The sequence below is a fragment of the Coraliomargarita sinensis genome, assembly GCF_003185655.1.
Taxonomy (GTDB): domain Bacteria; phylum Verrucomicrobiota; class Verrucomicrobiia; order Opitutales; family Coraliomargaritaceae; genus Coraliomargarita_B; species Coraliomargarita_B sinensis.
The window spans coordinates 141236-162500 of record NZ_QHJQ01000007.1 but is presented as its reverse complement, the minus strand read 5'-3'; the positions used below and the strand labels follow the sequence as shown (position 1 = coordinate 162500).

Here is a 21265-nt window from a genome sequence, read left to right as displayed (position 1 = left end):
TTTCGATAAGCACCGTACCGCCTTCGGGCATGGCTTGTGTCGCATTTAAGATAAGGTTGAGGAGTACCTGTTGGATTTGGCCTTTATTGACCTCGATGAAGATCGGTTCGTGATAGGGCTGGAATTGAAGCTCAATCTTTTGTTGGTGCAGTTTAAGCCGTACGAGGCGAACCGTGTCGCGGACCAGCTGGCTCAGGTCTTGCCGGCTGTGCATCCCTTCGCGGCTACGACCAAAGCTCAAGACGCGTTCCACGATTTCTTCGAGGTGGTCGAGCTTCTCGCCGATTACATGCACGTCGGTCTGGCGGACATCTTCTTCGGGAAATTCCAGGTCGAGAGAGTCGAAAAGCAGCTTGATGACCGTCAAGGGGTTGCGGATTTCATGGGCAATCTCCGCAGCCAGCATTCCGAGAGTGGTCAACTTTTCGTTGCGGCGCAGCGATTCTTCTGACGCAAAAACCCTGGAGTAAAGGCGGGCATTTTGTATGGCAATGGCGCCGATACTGGCGAGGGTGGCAAATACCTTCTTTTCGTCGTTGTTGAAACGATGCTTGCGACGGGTGTAGGCGTTGAGGACGCCGATAACTTCGTCGCCGAAGACAACGGGCGAGGCGAGCATCGAGACCAGCCCTTCCCGCTGAATCACGTAAATGAAATCATTTTCCTCGGTGAAGGCCAGATCGGTGACTTCCACCTGTTTCTTGCGGTGAACGGCAGCACTGACGGCCGAGTCGTTGACTGAAATGGACTGTTCGGCCTGGATGGCGCCGTCCCGCCCGAACATCTTGTGCAGTTTCAGTTCCTTTTTGTCCGGAGTGATCAGGAAGAGCGCGCACACATGGCAGTCGAGCAACTGTCGCCCCTCGCGTGCCAGACCCTCGAGGATATCGTCCGAATCAAGTTTGCCGACGAGGCCCTGGCCCATGTTGATGAGTGATTCCAGTTGTTTGGCTTTGGTGCGAAGTTGCTTGATCAGCCAGAGTCTGGAAATCCCCCGGGACGCTTCGTTCGTGAGCAAGGTGAGAATTTTCAACGAGTGCTCACTGAAAGCATCAACTTTTTCGCTGTCGACATTGACCACACCGATGATCATGCCCCGGTCCTCCATGGGCACCGCCATCTCCGAGCGAATTGCCGGGCGAAGGCTGATATAGCGCGGCTCTTCCCTTACATCCGGCACCACAATCGAGCGTCCATGCAGTGCCGTCCAGCCGGTGATACCCTGGCCGAGCGCGAGATTCATGTCCGACCAGTCCTCAGGTAAGCCGTAGGAGACTTCGAGCTCGAGGCGTTTGTTGTCTGGGTTGATCAGTGAGATCGAAGCGCTGCTTGGCTCCAGTACGCGAACGATCTCGTCCAGGATGAATTTGAGCGCAACCTTGGGCTCGTCTGTATTCGATACGAGACTGCTGATGTGATAGAGGGAATCTATCGCAGTTTTTTCACTGTCACTCGCGTCCATTGAACCGCAGCATCGATAAAACTTTAGCCGAGGTCGAACCTGGATTTTTCAGGCTCTAGCTGGAGGCACGAACAATCTCGTCCAGTTCTTCGCGCAGTTGCAGCAGGTTGGAGGTTTCCTCGGCTTCCTCTTCGTGGTCGACATTCTCGATGTAGAAGGTGTCCATCGCGACACCACGCTCCGTAGCAATACGGGCGAAGCTGATGTCGAAGCCTCTTTTCGAGATCAGTCTGGCCAGCTGGAACAGCAGGCCGATGCGGTCGGTCGCCTGGACCTCGATAATCGTCCGTTTCAGGGAAAGCTCGTGGTAGACATCGACACTGGGTGGGAACGGTGCCGGCAGCATGTCCTTGTTACTGGATTTCGATGCAAGTTTGTTTTCGAATTCCTGGAGGGCGGGAAGCAGGTCCTTGTTTTCGATCAGCGCTTCTTTCAGGCGCTTCTCGAAGATCTCCTTCGCTTCCGCGTTGCGCACGGTGCCGCCACCCGGTTCGATGATGTAGAAGGTGTCGATGGAAATGTGGTCGTTTCTTGAGATCGCCTTTGTGCTGACGATGTTTACGCCTGCTAGTGAAAGCGCACCGGCCAGTTTGTAGAAGAGTCCGGCGCGGTCCCAGGTCACCACGTTAACGACACTCATACTCAGGTCGATATCGTCCTGCCAGTCGATGATGGGAGAGAGTGCCCCGACCGATTCCGCATTCTGGATTTGACTGAGCAATCGGTTGACCATGCGCAGGTGAAGATCGATGTCCGCCTCATCCGTATTGATGAAATACCTCTCGGGCAGCAGACTGAAGTGGGCCTCAATCTCCTCTGTCGAGATGCCCTCAATATTCCGATGGAGCATTTCTTCGTGTAACATGTCGATCTTGTCTTTTCGCTTGGTTTGCAGGGTGATATCATCCTCAAACTGCTCCAGCGTCCTCACATACAGAGTGCGGTGCATCATTTCTTTGTAGCCATTCCACAGGGTTGGGGCCGTGCCACGAGCGTCGCAATATGTATGGGTATAGAGGAACCGGAGCTTTTGCGGATCTTCGATAAAATTAGCGAAGGAGGCCGCGGTTTCAGGATCATCTAGATCAAACCTCTGCCAGAAGCGTGCCATTTCCAAATGGCTGCGAATAATAAATAAAATTTGTTCCTGCTGGTCTTTGGGGACTAGCAGTCGATCGAGGATAGGTTTGGCGATTCTTTCGCCGCTAAGTGCATGGCCCTGAATGCCTTCCGATTTTCCAATATCGTGCAGTAGCAGAGTGAGATACAGTAGCAGGGGATCATCATTTTTTCGTAGCTCCTGCTCATAGTGGGCATATTCCTCGTCGTGTTTGGAGAAAACCAGATCAAGATGTTTGATGGTATGCAGCACATGGATATCGGCGGTATAGCGATGATAATATTCGTGCTGCACCATACAGGTGAGATCGCCGAACTCCGGGATGTAGCGCCCGAGGACGCCCAGCTCATGCATTTCCATCAGGATATCGTACACTTCGCCCGGAGCTCGCAGTAGGGTGCAAAACGTTTTGGCGGCCGAGGGACTGTTGATGAGATTCCGGTCGATCAGCGGGAGGGAATGGCTGATGAGAAAGCGCAAGTCGGCATCCATTTTTGCCCCGAATTGCTGGGCGTAGCGGAAGACACGGATGAAGCGGACCGGATCCTTCTTGAATACGTTTTTAGAGTCAGCCGAAAGAACCTTGTTATGGAGCTGGAAGCCGTCGATCTGTTTAATCGGTAGATGCTGGTGGGCCCGCAACGCCTCGCGGAAACTGATCCGGTTGGTATTCTCGGCGGCCAAAGCCATGCGTTCTTTGAGCATGGTCGAAGTGTGATAGATCGTCCGTGCCGCGGAGTAGTAGTCCTTCATGAAGGCTTCGACACGCTCGAAGATGTCTTTTTGCCGGTAGCCCAGTTGCTCGGCCACTTTGGGCTGCTGTTCGAGTAGAAGTTTGTCGGTCGGCCGCCGGTTTTGCAGGTGTACCTCCGTCCGGGTACGCAGCAGGAGGTCGTAGGCCTGGCGCATGGCCTTTCTCTCGTCCGCTCTCAACAGTTTGGCCCGCACCAGTTCACGTAGCGAGCGGTGACCGAATTTGATGTAGGCCATCCAGAGGATGTTTTGGTAGTCCCGCAGGCCGCCGACCCCGTTTTTGATGTCCGGTTCCTGCAGGTAAATCGTGTTGCCCGCCTTGGCATGTCGCTCTTCCTCGTCGGCCAGCCTCTGCTCAATGTAACCCTTTGGATCGTCCTTCTGGCAGTAGGTCTTAAATTTCTTATGCAGTCTTTTATAGAGATGCTCGGAACCGCAAATCATCCGCGACTCGAGAATGGCATTTTTTGACTGAATTTCTTTTTTCGCCTCGGCGATCGCCTCTTTGGTATTGCGGGAGGCATGTCCCAGCTTCAGGCCCAGATCCCAGAGCGGATACAGTATTTCCTCCGCCAGCACCTGTTGAAAGTGCTCCAGTTTCTTGCCGGTCGCACTGTCCGGGTAGAGAAACATGATGTCGATGTCACTGTGAGGATTCAGCTCGCGCCGACCGTATCCGCCGGTGGCAAGGACCGCCATCTTGCAGGGGAGCTTGCCGTGCTCCGTCGTATACAGGTTGAGCGCGGCCAGAAAGAGGTTTTCGATGATGACGTCGATCATGGCCGCTCTGGCCTGACACACCTCCAGGCCCGAATCCCCTTTCCGGTGGTAGCGCTCCAGCATGGTATTCTCCAGTTCCAGATAGCGCTTGTAGGCCGGGAGCTGTTGCCCCCGGGGCACACCCGGTTCGAAAGCCAGGCGTTTCTGCGCGTGCTTATGGAGGCGTCTGAAGAGCGGATTGTCCTGTATCGGCATACTTGAAAGTAAGTCTCTTCTAGTAAGAACCTTTTTTTTACTAGATGCGTCAAGTGAGTATCCTTATTCCCGGAGGTCTCCGAGCCTAGGCTTGACAAAGGGGCTCGGTGTTTTGACCTGAGACCTCATCCAGCAATATTAATTATTCTAAGCACTTATATTCTTATGCAAATTACAGATGGAACAGTCGTATCGATGGACTATGCCCTACGCAGTGACGGGGGCTCGGTCATCGACCAATCACAACCGGGACAGCCGCTCACCTACCTGCACGGTCACAAAAACATCATTCCCGGCCTCGAAGCCGCCCTGCAAGGGAAGACAGTGGGCGACGAGGTGGAAGTTCGTGTCAGCCCTGAAGAGGGTTATGGCGAGCCCAACCCCGCTCTCGAGCAAGTCGTTCCCAAAGAACGCTTTCAGGGGATCGAAAACATCGAAGTGGGCATGCAGTTTCAGGCCAGCACCGAGCAAGGCCCCGTTTCCGTCCGCGTGGTCAAAGTTGAAGGCGAAGAGGTTACGGTTGATGGAAATCACCCGTTGGCCGGTAAGCACTTGAACTTCAATGTCACGGTTCAGGATGTCCGTTCGGCGACTGACGAAGAGCTTGAGCACGGCCACGTGCACCAATCCGGTGGCTGCTGTGGTGGCGGCGAAGGTGAAGACGAGTCCGGTGGCTGTGGCTGCTCGCACTAATCTCCAGGACAGTAATTATCTGTTTCTCCCGAGTCCCCGCGACAGTGCGTCTTTCGCACGGTCGCGGGTTTTCGGGCTTGGACTTCTCGTCAATTAGGTTCTTCTATTAGATAGATTCTGCCCACCGGCATTACCTACAGCACCCGATCCATGGCCAGAAAAGCGAAGAAGAAGACCGCTAAGCGTAAAGTCCTTTCCCAAAAGCCCCGCAAATCCCAATCCCGTCCGGTTTGGGCGATGCTGTTTTTGACGTTGGCGACAATGGTCGGGGTAGCGATTTTCGACTACAACTCGACCCAGTTCAACACAACGGACCCGACGGATACCAATCTGGTCGGCCCGTTCGGGAGTCATATCGGGTTTTACGGTTTCCATTATACGGGGATCGCGATTTTCCTGCTCCCGCTGTATTTGCTCTGGGTAGGCGTGCGTTTCCTGGTCCAGCAGCCGCGCCGTAAGCGTATTGTTGTCGGCCTGCTCTCGATTTTTTCCCTCTGCTGTGCTTCCGGGCTTGCAGCCATGCTTGGCGGTGTGGAAGCGGCCAGCGACAGCATCTTCCGTGACCAGCTTTCCAATGGTTACGGAGGCATTATCGGGGAATGGTTGGCAGAGCGGATGCTACAGGCCTATATCGGCCCCTTTGGTGCGTTTCTCGTTTTAATGATGGGGCTCGTCATTGGTTCGACTATCGTCTTTACGGACAATTTCGGGCATTTCCTTGATTGGATACAGAACAGCTACCACAACTTCCTGGCCAATCGCGCGGAATCGAAAGAAGCCAAGCAGAAGCGAAAGGCCGATGCCGCCGAAGCAAAGCGTCTGGCCAGGGAGGAGGCGGCGAAAGCCAAAGCAGAAGCCAAGGCTGAAAAAGCCGAAGCCAGGAAGGCGAAGAAGGGTAAATCCAAGGCCAAGCCCGAGCCCGAGCCGGAAGAAGACCTTGAAGACGAGCCGGACGATAGTGGGCGTAAGCCTTCCCTATTGAGCGGTGCGCCGATCGTGCCGAAGAAGACCGCGACGTCGCGCAAGACGCACAAGCTGAAAAAAGTTAAAGTGCCCGAGCCGGAACCGGAGGAATCCGCCAGCGCCGAAACGGCCAAGCCCAAGCTGGATCCGGGCATGATCAAAGTGATCTCCGGCGAAAAAACGGAGAAGGCCGTAGCAAGTATCCCCGAGCGGAAGGGGAACCATAAATTCCCGCCACTCGAGCTGCTTTCGGAAGCCCCGGACAGCAACAATATGGGGCAGGAGGATCATGCCGGCACCATGCAGGCACTGGTACGGACTCTCGAAGAATTCGGTGTCAAAGTGATTCCCGGAGAAATTCACACGGGCCCCGTCATTACCCGCTACGAAGTGACCCCGGCACCCGGTGTACGTGTCGAAAAGATTGTCAATCTCGATAAGAATATCGCGCTCGGCTTGAAAGCGATGTCCGTGCGTATTCTCGCCCCCGTTCCAGGCAAGGGCACGGTCGGCATTGAGGTGCCCAACAAATCCGCCCAAGCGGTCTGCATGCGCGATATCGTGGAGTCGAAGTCCTGGGCCGATGCCAAGGCCGAAATCCCCGTCGTCTTGGGCAAGGATGTTACCGGCAAACCCATGGTGGCCGACTTGACGAAGATGCCGCACGTGCTCATCGCCGGGTCGACCGGTTCCGGTAAGACCGTTTGTATCAATGCGATCATCGCCTCCCTGCTTTACCACTCGGCGCCCGAGGACCTTCGCTTCATCATGGTTGATCCGAAAGTGGTGGAAATGCAGATGTATAATTCGCTGCCCCACATGTTGATCCCCGTGGTGACGGAGCCGAAGAAGGTGCCGGGGGCCCTCAAGTGGTTGATTGGGGAAATGGACCGCCGCTATCAGATCTTTGCGTCCGAAAACGTGCGTAATATTGCCGGTTTCAATGCCAAGATCGCCAAGGATAAGGAAGAACAGGCCAAGGCCGAAGCCATGGACGCGGACATGAGCGCCGAGGAGCGCGCCGCGATTCAACAGGTCGAGGTGCCCCGCGATGACGATGCTTTCGAAATTCCGAAGAAGAAGCTGCCCTACATTGTTTGTGTGATCGACGAGTTGGCCGACCTTATGATGGTCGCTCCCGCCGACATCGAGACATGCATCGCGCGTCTTGCCCAACTCGCGCGCGCGGCGGGTATCCATCTGATTCTCGCCACCCAGCGTCCCTCGGTGAACGTGATTACCGGTGTGATTAAGGCCAACCTGCCCAGTCGAATTTCCTTTAAGGTCGCCTCAAAGGTCGACAGCCGCACCATCCTCGACGGCGGCGGAGCCGAGGCGCTGATTGGCAAGGGGGATATGTTGTTTATACCGCCCGGCACTTCCAACCTTGTTCGTGCCCAGGGGGCCTTCGTTTCTGATGACGAGATTAACGATATTGTAGAATTCCTGAAGGAGAACAACGAGCCACCTGTTTTTGCTGAAGAAGTGCAGAAGCAGGTTGATGCCGGCGGGGATGATTCCGGCGATGATGGTGGACCGACGGACGGGGATGAACTTCTGCCCGATGCGATCGATGTCCTGCGCAGCAGTAAGCGCGCTTCGACCTCGATGCTCCAGCGTCGCCTGCGGATCGGCTACAACCGCGCCGCCCGGCTCATGGAAGAACTTGAAGACCGCGGGATTGTCGGGCCGGAAAACGGTTCCAGCCCCCGCGAAATCCTGGTCGATCTGGATACGATGTAGTAGTCACGCCCGTGAGAGAATTTTCGGGGTGCTGCGGCCAAAGGCGAAGGCCTTCGGCTACGGATAGGTTTAACTTAGTTTAATTCTGACCCTATTATTGATAATATATCTGTGGAGGGTGAACGCTTTGTCCTTGCCATGCAGGCCTGTGTGAAAATGGCCCAGTCTGGATAAGCACCAGAAGGAGTTCTAGTAAGTGTTCTAGTAGCCGAAGCCCTTAGGCTTTGGAGAAATGCTGCGGGTTTTTCGGTTTGGTACGACCAAAGGCGAAGGCCTTTGGCTACGGATAGGCTGATCCCGGTTAAATTCTGATTCTATTTATGGCAACGTACCGGGTTAGGGACATCGCGGTGTCGTTGTCGTCTGATACCGGTTTCAAGAAGGTTTGTCCTCGTAGCGAGGTTGCGAGAGCAAGGTCGATCGATCTATGCGAGCGATAATCGACGGCACCCCACCTACGCTTAACGAGGCTGCCGTCTTCACCGGGTTACGCCGGACAAGACGGCGTGACATGTATCGTGCCATCGCTTACAAGCGAGTCTACCGAGACAGACCTTCCTGAATTTGGCATGAGCGATTACGCGGCCGTGTTGCGGAGCATAAAAAAGCCCGCCGGGAATGGCGGGCTTTTGAGAAATGCGATGCAAGTGTCGCTTACCAGTAAAAGACGGGCGAGCTGACGGAAGTGCTGCCGGCGGCAACGGTCAGGTTGTCGCCTTCGGACCAAGCTTCATCGTTGATGAGGAACTTGAAGGTAATGTCACCCTTCGCCTCGCTGGTGCTGAAGCTCCACTCGTAAGGGCTGACATTTTTCAGGGCGATACCCTTGTCCCAGGACAGGCCTGCGCCTTGACCGCGAACATAGAGCGTATTTCCGAAGCCGACATCGACGTTGGCCACGATGGATGTGGTGGCCGCCTTTTGGGTGGCTGCTTTCTTTTTCGCAACTTTCTTAGCCGGTGCTTTGGTGGCAGGTGCCTTCTTTGCGGCGACTTTTTTCTTCGCAGCTTTTTTGACGGGTGCCTTCTTGACCGCAGCTTTTTTAGCTGAAGTCTTCTTAACCGCTTTCTTGGCGGGAGTTTTTTTGGCGGCAACCTTCTTGGCTGCCTTCTTGGTGGTTTTCTTGATAGCCATGGGTGTGAGTTGTTTTCGAATTTAGTTTAGTTTGTTTTAGGATACGTGCGATCATAATCGCGCGTAAATCCAGCCTTTAGCAGATGCGGGGCCAAATTGATACTCAAAAAATACGCCGGGTTTGTGACGATTTTGCTAACCGCCCGCGCACAAAGCGATCCGGCGAGGTAACGGGCTTTACGGGTGAAGGTTCGTCGTGGATTACTCGCCCGTGAGCAGGTAGATGACCTCTTCGGCCAGATTCTTGGCATGGTCGGCGATCCGCTCGATCGATCTCGAAATCAGAATCGTCTCGATTGAAGTGGAAGCTTCGATATTCTCCCCTTCCATTCCCTTGGAGAGCTTTTTGAAGTTCTCCTTGTTCAGGCGGTCGACCTCCTTGTCGCGTTCAATGATGCCATGTGCCAGTTCGAGATCCTCTTCCAGAAATGAGGTGAGTGCATCCTTCAGCATGCCGAAAGCCAGACCGCTCATGGTTTCGATCGCGACCGTATTGGTTACTTTCCCGTCCCGGGTGAGAATACTGCGGGTGCGCTTGGCGATGCTGTGAGCCTCGTCACCGGCACGTTCCAGGTCGTGGCTGGCTTTGATCGCGACAAAGATCAGGCGGACATCGCTGGAGACCGGCGAACGCAAGGTGATATATCGGACGGAATCGCGGTCGATCTCGATTTCAAGGTCGTCGATCTCGTCGTCCATTTTTATGGCACTGAGCGTCTTTTCGAGATCGCTCTGGATAAATCCCTCGACAGCGAGGCTTCCGGCCTCGTTGGCCTTTTCACCGATCAGGATGAGTTTGCTGCGAATTTCTTCGAGTTCTTTGTGGAAATAGCGGTTCATGATGGGAGCCAGTCTGTGGGAGGGGTATGGGAATGATTAACCGAAGCGACCGGAGACATAGGCCTCGGTTTGTTCGTTGTTCGGATTCATAAAGATGGTGTCGGTTACATCGTACTCGATGAGTTTTCCGAGATAAAAGAATGCCGTCCGGTCGGAGACGCGTGCCGCCTGCTGCATATTGTGTGTCACAATAACGATGGTGTATTCCTTCTTCAAGGAGTGAATCAATTCCTCAACCTTGGCCGTGGCGATCGGGTCGAGTGCCGAGCAGGGTTCATCCATTAGGAGAATTTCCGGTTTTACCGCCAGCGCACGTGCAATACATAGTCGTTGCTGTTGCCCGCCGGACATGCCGAGGGCGCTTTCATGGAGGCGATCTTTGACCTCGTCCCAGAGCGCCGCCCCGCGCAGGCATTCTTCGACAACATCATCCAGTGTACTCTTGTTTTTGATGCCCTGGATGCGGAGACCGTAAGCAATATTATCGTAGATGGATTTCGGGAAGGGGTTGGACTTCTGGAAAACCATGCCCACGTGCTTGCGGAGCTCGATCACATCAATCTCTTTGCCGTAAATATCGATGCCGTTGATTTTGACGCTGCCTCCTGTGATTCGTGCGATGTCGATCAGGTCGTTCATGCGGTTGAAGCAGCGCAGGAAAGTGGACTTGCCGCAACCAGAGGGTCCGATGAATGCAGTCACCTCCTTCTCTTTGATATCCATGTTGACATCGAAGAGGGCCTGAGAATTGCCGTAGGCGAAATTGAAGTCACGGACCTCAATAATGTTGCGCGTGTCTTGGCTATTGGCGGTATCCTTGTTTTGAGCCATGTTCGGGTGGTTAAATGATTAATACGGTGGGTCCTGTCTTACCAGCGATACTTTTTGCGAATTCGGATGCGGAGGATGATACTGCTGAGTGCAAAAAATCCGACGATCACGAGGAAAACGAAGGCAGCACCATATTGCATCGTGCGGGTGTATTCGTTCTGTGGGATTTTCGCACTGACCACATAGATGTGGTAGGGCAGGGCCATGACGCCCTGAAAAAAGAAATCCGTCCATCTGGAGAGCCCTTCCCAGGGAAGTTGGTCCCTCAGGGCGAAGGCCGCCGTGAACATGATCGGAGCGGTTTCCCCGGCAACCCGGGCAATCCCCATGATAGACGAGGTGAGTATCCCGGGCAGCGCATAGGGTAGCACATTGGTCCGGATCGCCGTCCACTTCGAAGCGCCGAGCGCAAGCGAGCCCTCACGGAAGCCTTTGGGGATGGCCCGCATGGATTCCTCGCTCGCAGTTATGATCACCGGCAGCGCCATGATCGCCAGGGTAAACCATCCGGCCAGCATCGAGACACCCCAGCCGAAGAAGAGGACGAACATACCGAACCCGAAAAGTCCGAAAACAATGGAAGGTACCCCGGAAAGATTGAGGATGGAAAGCCGGACGGTTTGCAGGACCCTGCCCGGGCGGCTGTATTCACTCAGATAAACGGCACAGAGTACGCCCAGAGTGAGCGCGATCGCAATAGAGCCGAGAACAAGCAGCGTCGTGCCCACAATCGCCGGACCGATCCCACCTCCGCTGTAAGCGTAGTTGCTGTAGGCAAATCTCTCCGGGTCCGGCTTGGTCTCGAGCGCCCGGTATTCCGTGTCGCTGTAAAGTTGGCGTTCGTCCTTCCGGATGATGTCCAGGGTATCATACCGGCCCTGAAGGTTTTTGAGTTCCTCGTTAATCGCAAGGGCCGCCTCTTTGTCGGAACTGCCCAGGTTATTTCGTTCCCGGCGCAGCTTGATTTGCTCGGCGCTGATGGCCGCCTGCTCCTCGACGGTTCCTTTGGGCTCATAGACATGGAGTGTCTGCGGCTTCTGCGTGAGGAAGTCGGTGTTGATGAATGGTGCCTTCGTGGTGAAGACCGCCTTGGAGCCGTTCCAGGCGATATTGGCGAAAATATAACCGGCTGCCAGAATCACCAGATAAGTTGCCAGTCGGAAGAACCACTGGATGGCCGACTCGACCGTGCGTTTGCGTGACGGGCGGAGGGAGTAGAGGTGTCGTTCTTTTAGAGCGGCCATCTGATTAATCCCCGATTTTACGATAACGTTTAACCACCCACTGAGCACTGTAATTGATCAGCAGGGAGACAAAGAAGAGCACAATGCCCACCATAAAAAGAGCGCGGTAGTGCAGACTGCCATGCACGACTTCCCCCATTTCCTGGGCGATGATTCCGGTCATGGTATGCACCGGTTCGAAGAAAACGCCAAGTCCTTCGGTGAAATCCGGAATGCGGATCCGGTTGCCGGCGCAAAGCAGGACGACCATGGTTTCCCCGATCACACGACCAAAGCCGAGCATGATCGCGGAAATGATGCCGGAGAGTGCTGTCGGTACGATTACCCGCATCGTCGTCTGCAAGCGGGTGGCACCCATTGCCAACGAAGCTTCTTTCAAGTGCCGGGGGACGTTGTTGATCGCGTCCTCTGCCAGAGTGAAAATCGTCGGGATCGCCATGAGCGCGAGCAGGCAGCCGGCCGTGAAGGCATTCAGGCGTTCCTGCACGGGGAAGAAAGGCACCCACTGCATGAATTCCTGCTGCGAGAGCAGGCGAATGGCCTCGCCAAAAACCACCACGCCGAAGAAGCCGATCACCACCGAAGGTATCGCCGAGACGAATTCGATATAGGGCTTGATGAAATTGCGTTCGGTCGGACCCGCGATTTGGTTGACGTAGATGGCGGCACCCACGCCGAAAGGAATCGCAAAAAACATGGCGATGGCCGAGATAAGGAGCGAGCCGGAGAGCAGGGGCAACAGCCCATACCAGTCTTGCTGATCACTGGCGGTAATCCAGTCCCTCCCGGCCAGGAAGGCTCCCAGTGCCTGCCAGATGGAAACTTTCGCGTTTTGGTCCCAAGCCGCAAGTTTCGCCAGGTGTGGCTCGAAGCTGTCGAAGAAGATCTGGTTGAGCCCCTTGAATTTTTGAATGCGGGATTCGATGGCTTCGTTGTCAAAGTCGATGGCATCCGCCGTTGCGTTGGCCGCAATGAGCTTTTCCCGCAGACTATTGATGACTTCCCGGTAGGCCTCCTGTTCGTCGGTTACGCGGTTGATCGTCTTGCTGAAATCGATGGGCTGGATAGTCGATTCGATACGGTCGTATTCATCTTCCAGCAACATGATGAAGGTCTGACGGTCCTCAGGTTCGATGGCTGCGCCCTCTTTGAGTTCCTCGGCGCGCTGCTGCATGCTGCTGGCATTGGCATCGCTGGTGAGGTTGTCCTGAGCATACTCCCGCAGGCGGAGCTGGTATTTTGAACGGTCCTCTTCGGTAAACGCATTGTCGGGATCACGGATCCGTTCGATCCGGTCGGAGTAGTTCGCCAGGGTGGTTCTTAAGTTCTCGTTCGTGGTGTGCTGGTCGCGTGCCTCGATCGCCGAATCCATTTTCGTTTTCACGAAGCGGCGTAACTCGGACCCCGCGCGCATGTAACCGAAGAAAAACTCCTTCGCTTCGGGCGACATCACCCGCTTGTTGATCTCCGACTGGGGAAGGCCTTCCGCCTTGAGGGCGTTAATCCAATCGGCTTTGACGTCGTTGAGGTAGCGGGTCAGCGATGTGTAGCCTTCCCGTTTTTCCTTCAGAATGTCGACATACTCGAGACCGGAGAGACGGTATTCCTGCAGGCTTTTATGATAGAGTTGAATAAAGCCAGCACCTTCCTTGAAGAGGAAAATGGTAATCAGCGCGAGGACCACGATAGCCACCATTGCGCTGCTACCGAAGAAGGATTTGATGATGCTATCCGAATCCTGACCAAAGAGTATCGCCCGGCGTTCCTTGAAAGCCGGTTCTGCAGAATGTTTCTCCTGATCCTGATTGGACATGATTCGCGAATCGTGTGATCGGTGTTTGCGACTGCAATACTAGGTTCGCGCCCCAATGTTACAATTATGTTACAGAGAACCGATAGGGCTGCGCTTTGCTTCTGAAAAGGGCCGTTGCAAGTATGCAACGGCCCCCGGAATTAGAGAAATTCAAGATCGCTTCTAGTAAATCGAGAGGAAGTGGACCTTGTTGACGATGGCCTGGCCTTCCGGGCTCATGCTGAAGCCGATGAAATCGTTGGCGATCGGGCTGATTGTTTCCGCCTTGTTGATCAGATAGTAAAGCGGACGGGCCAGAGGATAGGCCTTGGCATCAGGCTGATGCCCGTCGACCGGCAGCACTTTGACGCCCGGGGTGTTGATGTAGGCGAGACCGACGTAGCCGATGCCATTCGGATTCTTGGCCACTTCGGCCGCAATTTGTTCGTTACCGGCCATCTTCTGGGTGTCAGCGCCATAGTCGCGGGACTTCATGCCCAGCTTCTGGAAAACGGCGTATGTGCCGGAGGAAGTATTGCGCGTATAGGCGGAGATCTCGCCAGTCTGAGCCGTGATGCCGGACCAGTCAGTTACGTCGCCGGAGAAGATCAGTTCAATTTCATCCAGGCTGATCGAGTCGAGCGGGTTGGCTTCGTTGACAATAATGGCGATGCCATCCTTGGCGACCGTGATCGTTTTCATGTCAACGCCCTTGGTCTTGGCCTTAGCCACCTCCTTGTCTTTCGGGTCGCGGGATGACATGCCGATCTCGGCCGTACCGTCGATGACGGAGGCGACGCCGGTGGAAGAACCCTCGGCGGCGATTTCAAAAGCAACTTCAACGCCACGGTCAGCCATCTTGGCCTTAAAAGCTTCGGCAAGTTGTGGGACCATCTTGGCGCCAAGCGTGTCGGAACCTTTGACCACGATGGTCTCGGCCGCATTCGCTTGTGCGGTTATCAGTGCGGTGGCAGCAATCAGGCTGCGCAGGATCGATACTTTTTTCATGTCTAATTTGGTAATTATCGTTTTGTGAGAAATGGTCTGCTTCTTTGTTGTTCTGAAGCAAACTCGACACATTTATACCTGCGATTTGTGCCAGTTATGTGGCTTTTGTGTTACAGAAACGTTAAGAATTCACAATTGTTACACACAATGTGACGGACGCGTGTGGGCCATTTGTCGCATAAGTTTTTGAAAATAAACAACTAAAAGGATATCAAGGCTGCCGGGTCCATGAATTCGGGCGGAATGCCAACTCTCATCAGCCGCTGTCTGTGACTCGGATGTAACCTCAGTGCCACAAAGTCAGACATGTGTCACGCCAGCGTCACCCGAGTGTAACATTTAACATTACTGTAACCTAATGGAGACGATTTCGTAACAAATAGGCGGTATTTTTGTAACGTTGTTTATCTGCAACAGACACAAACCTACATACTATGAAATTAACGAAATTCACACAGATGGTTGCATTGCCTGCGCTTCTCGGGGCGTCTTCGGCTTTTGCAACTTCCAACGATGCGCTTCTCGACCTCTTGGTAAAGAAGGGTGTTTTAACCGAGGCGGAGGCGACGTCAGTTGCCGAGGAGCTTAAAGAAGAGAACAAGGGCGTCACTTTCAGCGCCAAAGGGAAAGAGACGGTTAAGGTTCGCTTCAGCGGTCGCCTGCAAGGGCAATACGATTCGCTTGGTGGAGAAGTTGACGGAGAGAATACTCCGACAACCAACCATTTCTACTTCCGTCGTTTGTTCTTCGGCGTAAAAGCAAATCTGGACAATGGCGTCTACGCTGAGTCGGTTTTCGACGTTGCCGGCGAGGAATTCGCATTTGAGAAGGCATATTTCGGCTATGAATTCGATCCGAAGCTGGATGTGCAATTTGGTTTTCAGAAAGTCCCTTTCGGCTTTGAAGAAACTTCATCGTCTTCCAAGTTGCCGACAATCGAGCGTTCCGCGGCGAACCGGTTCTTCGCGGACCAAATAGACTTCTCGGCCCGTCACACTGGTATACACGCTCAGGGAGATCTTCCCGCTGGTTTCAGTTATGCGGTTGCTTTGGTCAACGGTGCCCAGGGTGAAGGTTCGAAACTGTGGGGTGATGCGGAATCGGACAATGCGCTTGCCTACTTTGGTCGTGTCCAATGGGAGTCGAATGGTCTCACGTTTGGTGTGGATGCTGGCAGCGGTTCCAATAGTGACGACAAAGTCGGAGGGAACGATGTCGTCGCCTTCACCGGTTATGTGAACTATAAGCTCAATGGCCTGGATTTACTCGGAGAATACTTCCACGGTGATCTCGATGAGTTCGGTGATGTCGACGGTTATGCACTGCGCGCCTCATACCGCTTCGGGAAGTTTGAGCCCGTTGTGCGTTTTTCCCATCTTGAGGCCGACGACTTCGATATTGATGTCGATGAGCTGATTCGTCGTGCGCCCAGTGATACCGATGCCTTGGCGTCGGCGATGGGTGCGGGGAACGAAATTGATTCGTTTTATGTAGGTGCGAATTACTATCTCAGTAAGGCACTTACCTTCATGGCTGGCTACGAAATTGCCGAAGCTGAAAACGATGCTGGCACCGAGATTGATGTCGATGGCTTCCGCGCACGTATTCAGGTCCTCTGGTAGTTTCAGTCCCTTTAGTGTAGCTTTTGTTTAAGCCCAGCCCGGAGTGCACAGCACTCCGGGCTTTTTCGTTATTACATCTACTTTAGAAAGGGATGGCCTGATAGATGGATTGTAGCGATGGCACACGAGTGCCGTCGATTGCCAGCCTGGGAGAAATTCCGACCTTGCTGCCGCAACGTCGCCTACGAGACGGGCAATAAGGGCAAACCTTATGCAAGGTGGTATTAATAGAGCGGCAGGAACTCGACTTCTTCGATGATGTGCTGGCCCTGGGGGCTCAGCGTAAAGCCGATAAAGTCATTGGCCGCCTGGCTTAGACGGATATTTTTATCCACCAGATAGTAGAGCGTGCGACGCAGTGGATATTCATCCGCTTTGGGTAGCATTCCCTCGACCGGTACGACCTTGATTCCGGGCGTTTCCGTATAAGCCAGGCCGACATAGCCGATTGCGTTGGGGTTACGTGCGATTTCGGAAGCGATCTGTTCGTTGCCAGCGACTTTCTGGCTGTTCTTGCCATAGTCCCGTCCGGACATGGCTTTTGCGCGAAAAAGGTCATACGTTCCGGAGGCGGTGTTTCGGGTATAAACCGAGATCCGGCCTGCGGTCGTGGAAATCGCGGCCCAGTCTCTGATTTCGCCGGTAAAAATTGCTTCAAGCTCGGCCAAGGAGATCGATTCGATCGGGTTCTGGTCATTGACCACCACAGCAATTCCGTCCCGGGCCACTGTAATGGTTTTTAAATCGACGCCCTTGGTTTTGGCCCGGGCATTCTCTGCGGTGGAGGGCCGACGCGAGATCATGCCGATATCGGCATGGCCCTCCGTAATAGAAACCACCCCTGTGGAGGAGCCTTCTGCGGAAATCTCGAAGCCGATCTCCGGATTGGTCCTGGCGACCCTTGATTTATAGGCCTCCGCCAGATGCAGGGCCGCCTTGGCACCGATTGTATCCGAACCCATGATGACGATGGTTTCGGCCTGCACGAAGGTTCCTGCCTGAAAGGCAAGGCAACCTAATAAGAGATTAATGTAACGAAACATGCGTCAGACTATTGCTGAGAAATCATAAAATCGACCGTTTTTTCAGGAAGCTTGTCATTCGGATCATATCCATTCTATGGGCATTAATTTTACAGATTTGTGAATTAGCGAAAATTTCGGCCCGAATGCCTGGGATTTTGGGATGTTTTGTTACGATTGTGACAGCCGTGTCACGGCACTGTGATAATCGCGGCAGGTGACGAATATGGAATTGTCCGTCGCCACCCTTTCGTCAAAAGGAGCCCGTTTTGAATGACCGCGCCAACGATTTTCGCGTGGATTAATTCGGATTCAGGACGAAAAAAATGAAGGCAAATTCCCTTATAAAGACCGCCGCAATGTTGCTCATGCTGATTAGCGGCAGCTCGCTGCAAGCGATCAAGATAACCATTCCCGAACAGTACGAGGAACAGGTCGAAGCGATTAAAAAGGCAGATAAGGCCAGGGTTCAACGTCAGCTCGAATCGCTGGAGGGCGGAGAGGCCGTCAATGAATCGCAGGGGGACGGGATGCAGTTTTCGAGCGAACAAGGCTCGAACGGCCAAGGCGCTGTGGGCAATGCGACAGATGAAACGATCAATGCCAGCGAGCCGCTCGTCCAGTCGATCGCCGAAGCGAGCGAAACCGCCGGTTCATTTGAAGAAAATTTACCTGAAGGGCAGGGACTTGTTTCCGGCCAAATCGTCGATAAAGACACGGGGCAGCCGATATCCGGCGTTGCTATTCTCATCGATGGCACGGAGATAGGTACCATCACTGACGAAGAGGGTCGCTACACCCTCGGGCCCGCGCCAGCCGGGGAATACAGCATCAACTTTTTCAAATCGGGCTACCTTGAAGCCAATGTCACTGAATTCGCTGTTGCTGCGGGAGAAGTCAGTGTCTTCCCCTTCGCATTGCCGCCGCGTCCCACTGAAACTTCAGATGACGTGCTCGTCCTCGATAGCTTTACGGTTACGGCTGAGGAAGCGAACGAACTCATGGCGCTCATCGATATGAAGCAGGTGTCTGTCGGACAAATTGATTTTTTATCATCTGAAGACTTTGCAAAATTTGCCGGGTCGAGTGTTGCCGACTTGGTGAGTAAGATTTCTGGAGTAAATTTGGTCGAAGGGCAGTTTGCCGTGGTTCGCGGCTTGGGAGATCGTTATAATAGTACTCTGGTGAACGGGTTACCTGTTCCCAGTTCAGATCCAGTCCGTCAAGGGGTCCAGTTGGATCTCTTCCCAAACTCGATAGTTCAAAACATAATCGTGAAGAAGAGTTTTGTCCCCTCGCTGCCATCGAATACTTCCGGGGCATCATTCGATATCTCAACAAAGGATTATCCGGATGAATTTTCCGGGCACGTTAAGGTCGGAGTTGCTTCTAATTCCATGGCGACCGATGAAATACTCTACAACCCGAACGTGATATTCCATGGAGTACCGAACGGGGAAAGTCTTACCGTAGATTCACTCCTGGGCCGGGAGGATCGCAGTTCTTCAGGTGGTGCGGTCGCAGCCGATTTGGATAGCTCCGTCGGCGACAATTTTGGTTTAACCGGACGTAATTATGAGGTGGCTTTTGGCGATACGTTCGAACTGCCGGGCAAATCAAAGTTGGGCTTTGTTTCCGCGATTAAATACAGCAGCAGCGTCAAAACGGAAAAAGGCGTGCTGCAGAACCGTTTTGGTATCCCCAGCAAGCAAGGGTTCCCCTTCCCGGGGTTTGAAAGTACACCTGGCAGCATACTCGTCGGAGAGCTTGAAGCGAGTGGTTTGAGATATGACTACATCAAGTCACAACAGGAAGAATCCAGTAATTTCCTCTTGGGCGCGGGATGGGATATAAAAGGGGACCAAACCCAGTTGATCGACTTTACCTATCTGAGAACGAGGAATACTCTGTCCACTGCCACACGTCGGGATAACGGACTTTTGCCTGCTGGCTTTACGCAGGCAGACCACCCCTCATTCCAGCGTGTGCCCATCGACCGGGGCTACCCTTTGGGCATAGATACGCGGGACCTTAAAATGGGTGCCGGGATTGTAGGTCGTGGCGAGGGGGATGAGGTTACGTTTGGGCAGGATTTGCTCAGTGTAGAAACCCGCACCTTGGAGATTAAGCAGGTGTCCGGCGAGCACCGCTTCGATGTCGGTAAGGAAGACGAATTTACCATCAATTGGGGGCTGTCCCGGGATAAGGCAATCTCTGAAGTCGGCCGTCCCGGAGGCGGATTTGTGGGCGGGGAAAGTTCGCTGCTCTACCTCCGGAATGCCACTGGGACTACTGTAAACCGTGTGGGGTCAAAGCTGACGGCAGAGCCACTTGTGCCGGATGGATATATCTACGGGGGGGATAATGTTTTGGCGGATGGCTTTGTTGAAGACGTCTTGAGGAGAACCGCGAGAACGATATCCGATGAAAATGAGTCACAGCGTTTGGACGTTAGCTACCCTGTGCTCGAAAACTTGAATGTCGGCCTGGGCTACTACGGCAAAATCCGTAACCGAAGCGTGGTTCAGGATGACAAGCTGATATCAATTAAGAATGACTCGCAGGTCACAGGAGCAACGCTTTCAGAGTACGTTGCGAACGTTTTCAACCTCGATGACAGCCAGATTATCGACGAGGACCTAAGTTCATTTGCCAATGTGGAGCAGGAGTTTAATGACCGCTATCTTTCGCTGGATTATACTTTCCTGGAAAGGGTGAACGTTACATTTGGCGCAAGGGTCAGCAAAGTGGAGATGCTGGCGGAAGGTCAGAGTGACCTGGTCCCCGGCTTTGGGCTTACGGGCGACCAGACATCCTTAACGGAGCAGATATTGCCCGGCTTTCCGACTTCCGGACCCAATGCAGTGAGGAATCGTGATCTGCTTGGTTTTGGTTCCGATTCAGATCCGGTTGTCAATGGCAGGATTAACGAGGACTATGTGCTTCCGGCAATATTGTTAAAATACGACCTGACGGACCGGATATCGCTGCGCGCAGACTACTCTGAGACGATTGCGCTACCATCTGCAAGAGAACTGTCCCCCGTGTTCACCGTTGATCCGCAAACCGGAGACAGGGTGGTTGGTAACCCCACCTTGAAGGTCTCCGAGGTCGAGAATTTCGCGCTGGGTGTCTCATACAATCACGAGAACGGATTTCGTACCTCAATGAGTTTCTTTAAGAAAGAAATCACACAGCCAATCGAGCAGATCGGTTTGACGCACCCCGGATTAGGCTTGTCCGTACAATCCTACTTCAACAACGACAAAGATGCGACCGTAGAGGGTGTTGAATTTGAATGGTTTTTACCTCTCACCGCACTGCCATTCATTGATCTTTCGAACACGCCGATACTTTCCAATCTGGAGATTGGTGGCAACATGGCTTTTATTGATGCGCGAGTCGGATTTGCCGAGGCGACCAAGACAAGTTATGCAAATCCGGTGACCGGCGAGAGTATCTTTGGGGATGGAGACGGAAATGTCTTTTTCCCCGATGAGCGACGTCTTTACGACCAGCCGGAATATACCGCAAATGTTTTTGTTACATACAACCTGGAAGACCTGGGAACTCGAGCAACGCTGTCCTTTTACACGCAAAGTGATGTGTTGACGACCGTCGGGTCAGGTTCGGATCTTTCCGTGGACCAGTACACCGATGCGTACTACCAGCTGGATTTTAAGATAGTTCAGCAGTTCAAGGATAACTGGGAGCTTAGTTTTACAGCAGAAAATATCACGAATACTGAGCGGGCCCTTATTTACAGCCCCGATTTGTTGAGCGAGAAGACGGACAGGCTGAGGTATAAGGTGGGGAGAAGCTATTCGTTGTCGCTGAAATATTCCTTCTAGTTGTGTGACAAGCGCTTGCGCCAGCCTCCCTGCTTGTGGGCTGGAGGAGGGTAGTCTTACAAAGTCATTGATCCGGTGCACGTAACAGACGCTCGCTCAATTGTCACAGGATTTAAATACTACCTTAACCTAAGCGTAACATTGATGGGCTAGTCTGTATCACGATGCGATCTGCATCAGTTAAATCAATCACACCTAAACAGACATCTACT

The 21265-nt window shown here is 53.5% G+C and carries 13 protein-coding genes (1 of these 13 only partly in view); 4 read left to right on the top strand and 9 right to left on the bottom strand.

Annotation, left to right across the window (positions count from 1 at the left end):
• Both DDZ13_RS10810 and glnD read right to left on the bottom strand, forming a co-directional pair.
• On the bottom strand, window positions 1–1462 hold the 5' portion of the coding sequence (locus DDZ13_RS10810) for a GAF domain-containing protein (protein WP_110131471.1). Its footprint begins 233 nt before the window's first position; only the first 1462 of its 1695 coding nucleotides appear in the window; it begins with the start codon at window positions 1460–1462; its stop codon lies off the left edge, out of view.
• A 55-nt stretch (window positions 1463–1517) separates the two neighbouring features.
• Window positions 1518–4310 carry a [protein-PII] uridylyltransferase gene (gene glnD, locus DDZ13_RS10805; protein WP_110131470.1) on the bottom strand — a complete coding sequence of 931 codons (2793 nt, stop codon included), beginning with the start codon at window positions 4308–4310 and terminating at the stop codon, window positions 1518–1520.
• 165 nt (window positions 4311–4475) lie between these two features.
• Between glnD and DDZ13_RS10800 the strand changes: the two genes are divergently transcribed.
• On the top strand, window positions 4476–5003 hold the full coding sequence (locus DDZ13_RS10800; protein ID WP_110131469.1) for an FKBP-type peptidyl-prolyl cis-trans isomerase: 528 nt from the start codon (window positions 4476–4478) through the stop codon (window positions 5001–5003).
• Window positions 5004–5153: 150 nt separating this feature from the next.
• The gene (locus DDZ13_RS10795) at window positions 5154–7709 is read left to right on the top strand and encodes a DNA translocase FtsK (RefSeq protein ID WP_110131468.1); all 2556 of its coding nucleotides are present in this window, start codon (window positions 5154–5156) and stop codon (window positions 7707–7709) included.
• 654 nt (window positions 7710–8363) lie between these two features.
• Here DDZ13_RS10795 and DDZ13_RS15635 read toward each other — a convergent pair.
• From DDZ13_RS15635 to DDZ13_RS10765, 6 genes are all read right to left on the bottom strand, one after another.
• Complete coding sequence (locus DDZ13_RS15635) at window positions 8364–8843, bottom strand: CBM20 domain-containing protein (RefSeq protein WP_199221104.1); 480 nt, start codon at window positions 8841–8843, stop codon at window positions 8364–8366.
• Window positions 8844–9044: 201 nt separating this feature from the next.
• Window positions 9045–9683, bottom strand: a complete 639-nt coding sequence (gene phoU, locus DDZ13_RS10785) for a phosphate signaling complex protein PhoU (RefSeq protein ID WP_110131467.1) — start codon at window positions 9681–9683, stop codon at window positions 9045–9047.
• A gap of 36 nt (window positions 9684–9719) precedes the next feature.
• Entirely contained in the window at window positions 9720–10514 is a 795-nt protein-coding gene (pstB, locus tag DDZ13_RS10780; protein WP_110131466.1) for a phosphate ABC transporter ATP-binding protein PstB, read from the bottom strand.
• A 38-nt stretch (window positions 10515–10552) separates the two neighbouring features.
• Entirely contained in the window at window positions 10553–11758 is a 1206-nt protein-coding gene (pstA, locus tag DDZ13_RS10775; protein ID WP_110131465.1) for a phosphate ABC transporter permease PstA, read from the bottom strand.
• Window positions 11759–11762: 4 nt separating this feature from the next.
• Window positions 11763–13571: a phosphate ABC transporter permease subunit PstC gene (gene pstC / locus DDZ13_RS10770; protein WP_110131464.1), complete on the bottom strand. Its 1809-nt coding sequence runs from the start codon at window positions 13569–13571 to the stop codon at window positions 11763–11765.
• 162 nt (window positions 13572–13733) lie between these two features.
• A complete protein-coding gene (locus DDZ13_RS10765; protein ID WP_110131463.1) occupies window positions 13734–14558 on the bottom strand; it encodes a phosphate ABC transporter substrate-binding protein in 825 nt (274 codons plus the stop codon).
• Between the two features lie 434 nt (window positions 14559–14992).
• Here DDZ13_RS10765 and DDZ13_RS10760 point away from each other — a divergent pair, with 434 nt between their 5' ends.
• The gene (locus DDZ13_RS10760; protein WP_110131462.1) at window positions 14993–16180 is read left to right on the top strand and encodes a porin; all 1188 of its coding nucleotides are present in this window, start codon (window positions 14993–14995) and stop codon (window positions 16178–16180) included.
• A 224-nt stretch (window positions 16181–16404) separates the two neighbouring features.
• Here DDZ13_RS10760 and DDZ13_RS10755 read toward each other — a convergent pair whose 3' ends face one another.
• Entirely contained in the window at window positions 16405–17223 is an 819-nt protein-coding gene (locus DDZ13_RS10755; RefSeq protein ID WP_110131461.1) for a phosphate ABC transporter substrate-binding protein, read from the bottom strand.
• Between the two features lie 305 nt (window positions 17224–17528).
• Between DDZ13_RS10755 and DDZ13_RS10750 the strand changes: the two genes are divergently transcribed.
• Window positions 17529–21053: a TonB-dependent receptor domain-containing protein gene (locus DDZ13_RS10750; RefSeq protein WP_110131460.1), complete on the top strand. Its 3525-nt coding sequence runs from the start codon at window positions 17529–17531 to the stop codon at window positions 21051–21053.
• The last annotated feature ends 212 nt before the right edge of the window (window positions 21054–21265 follow it).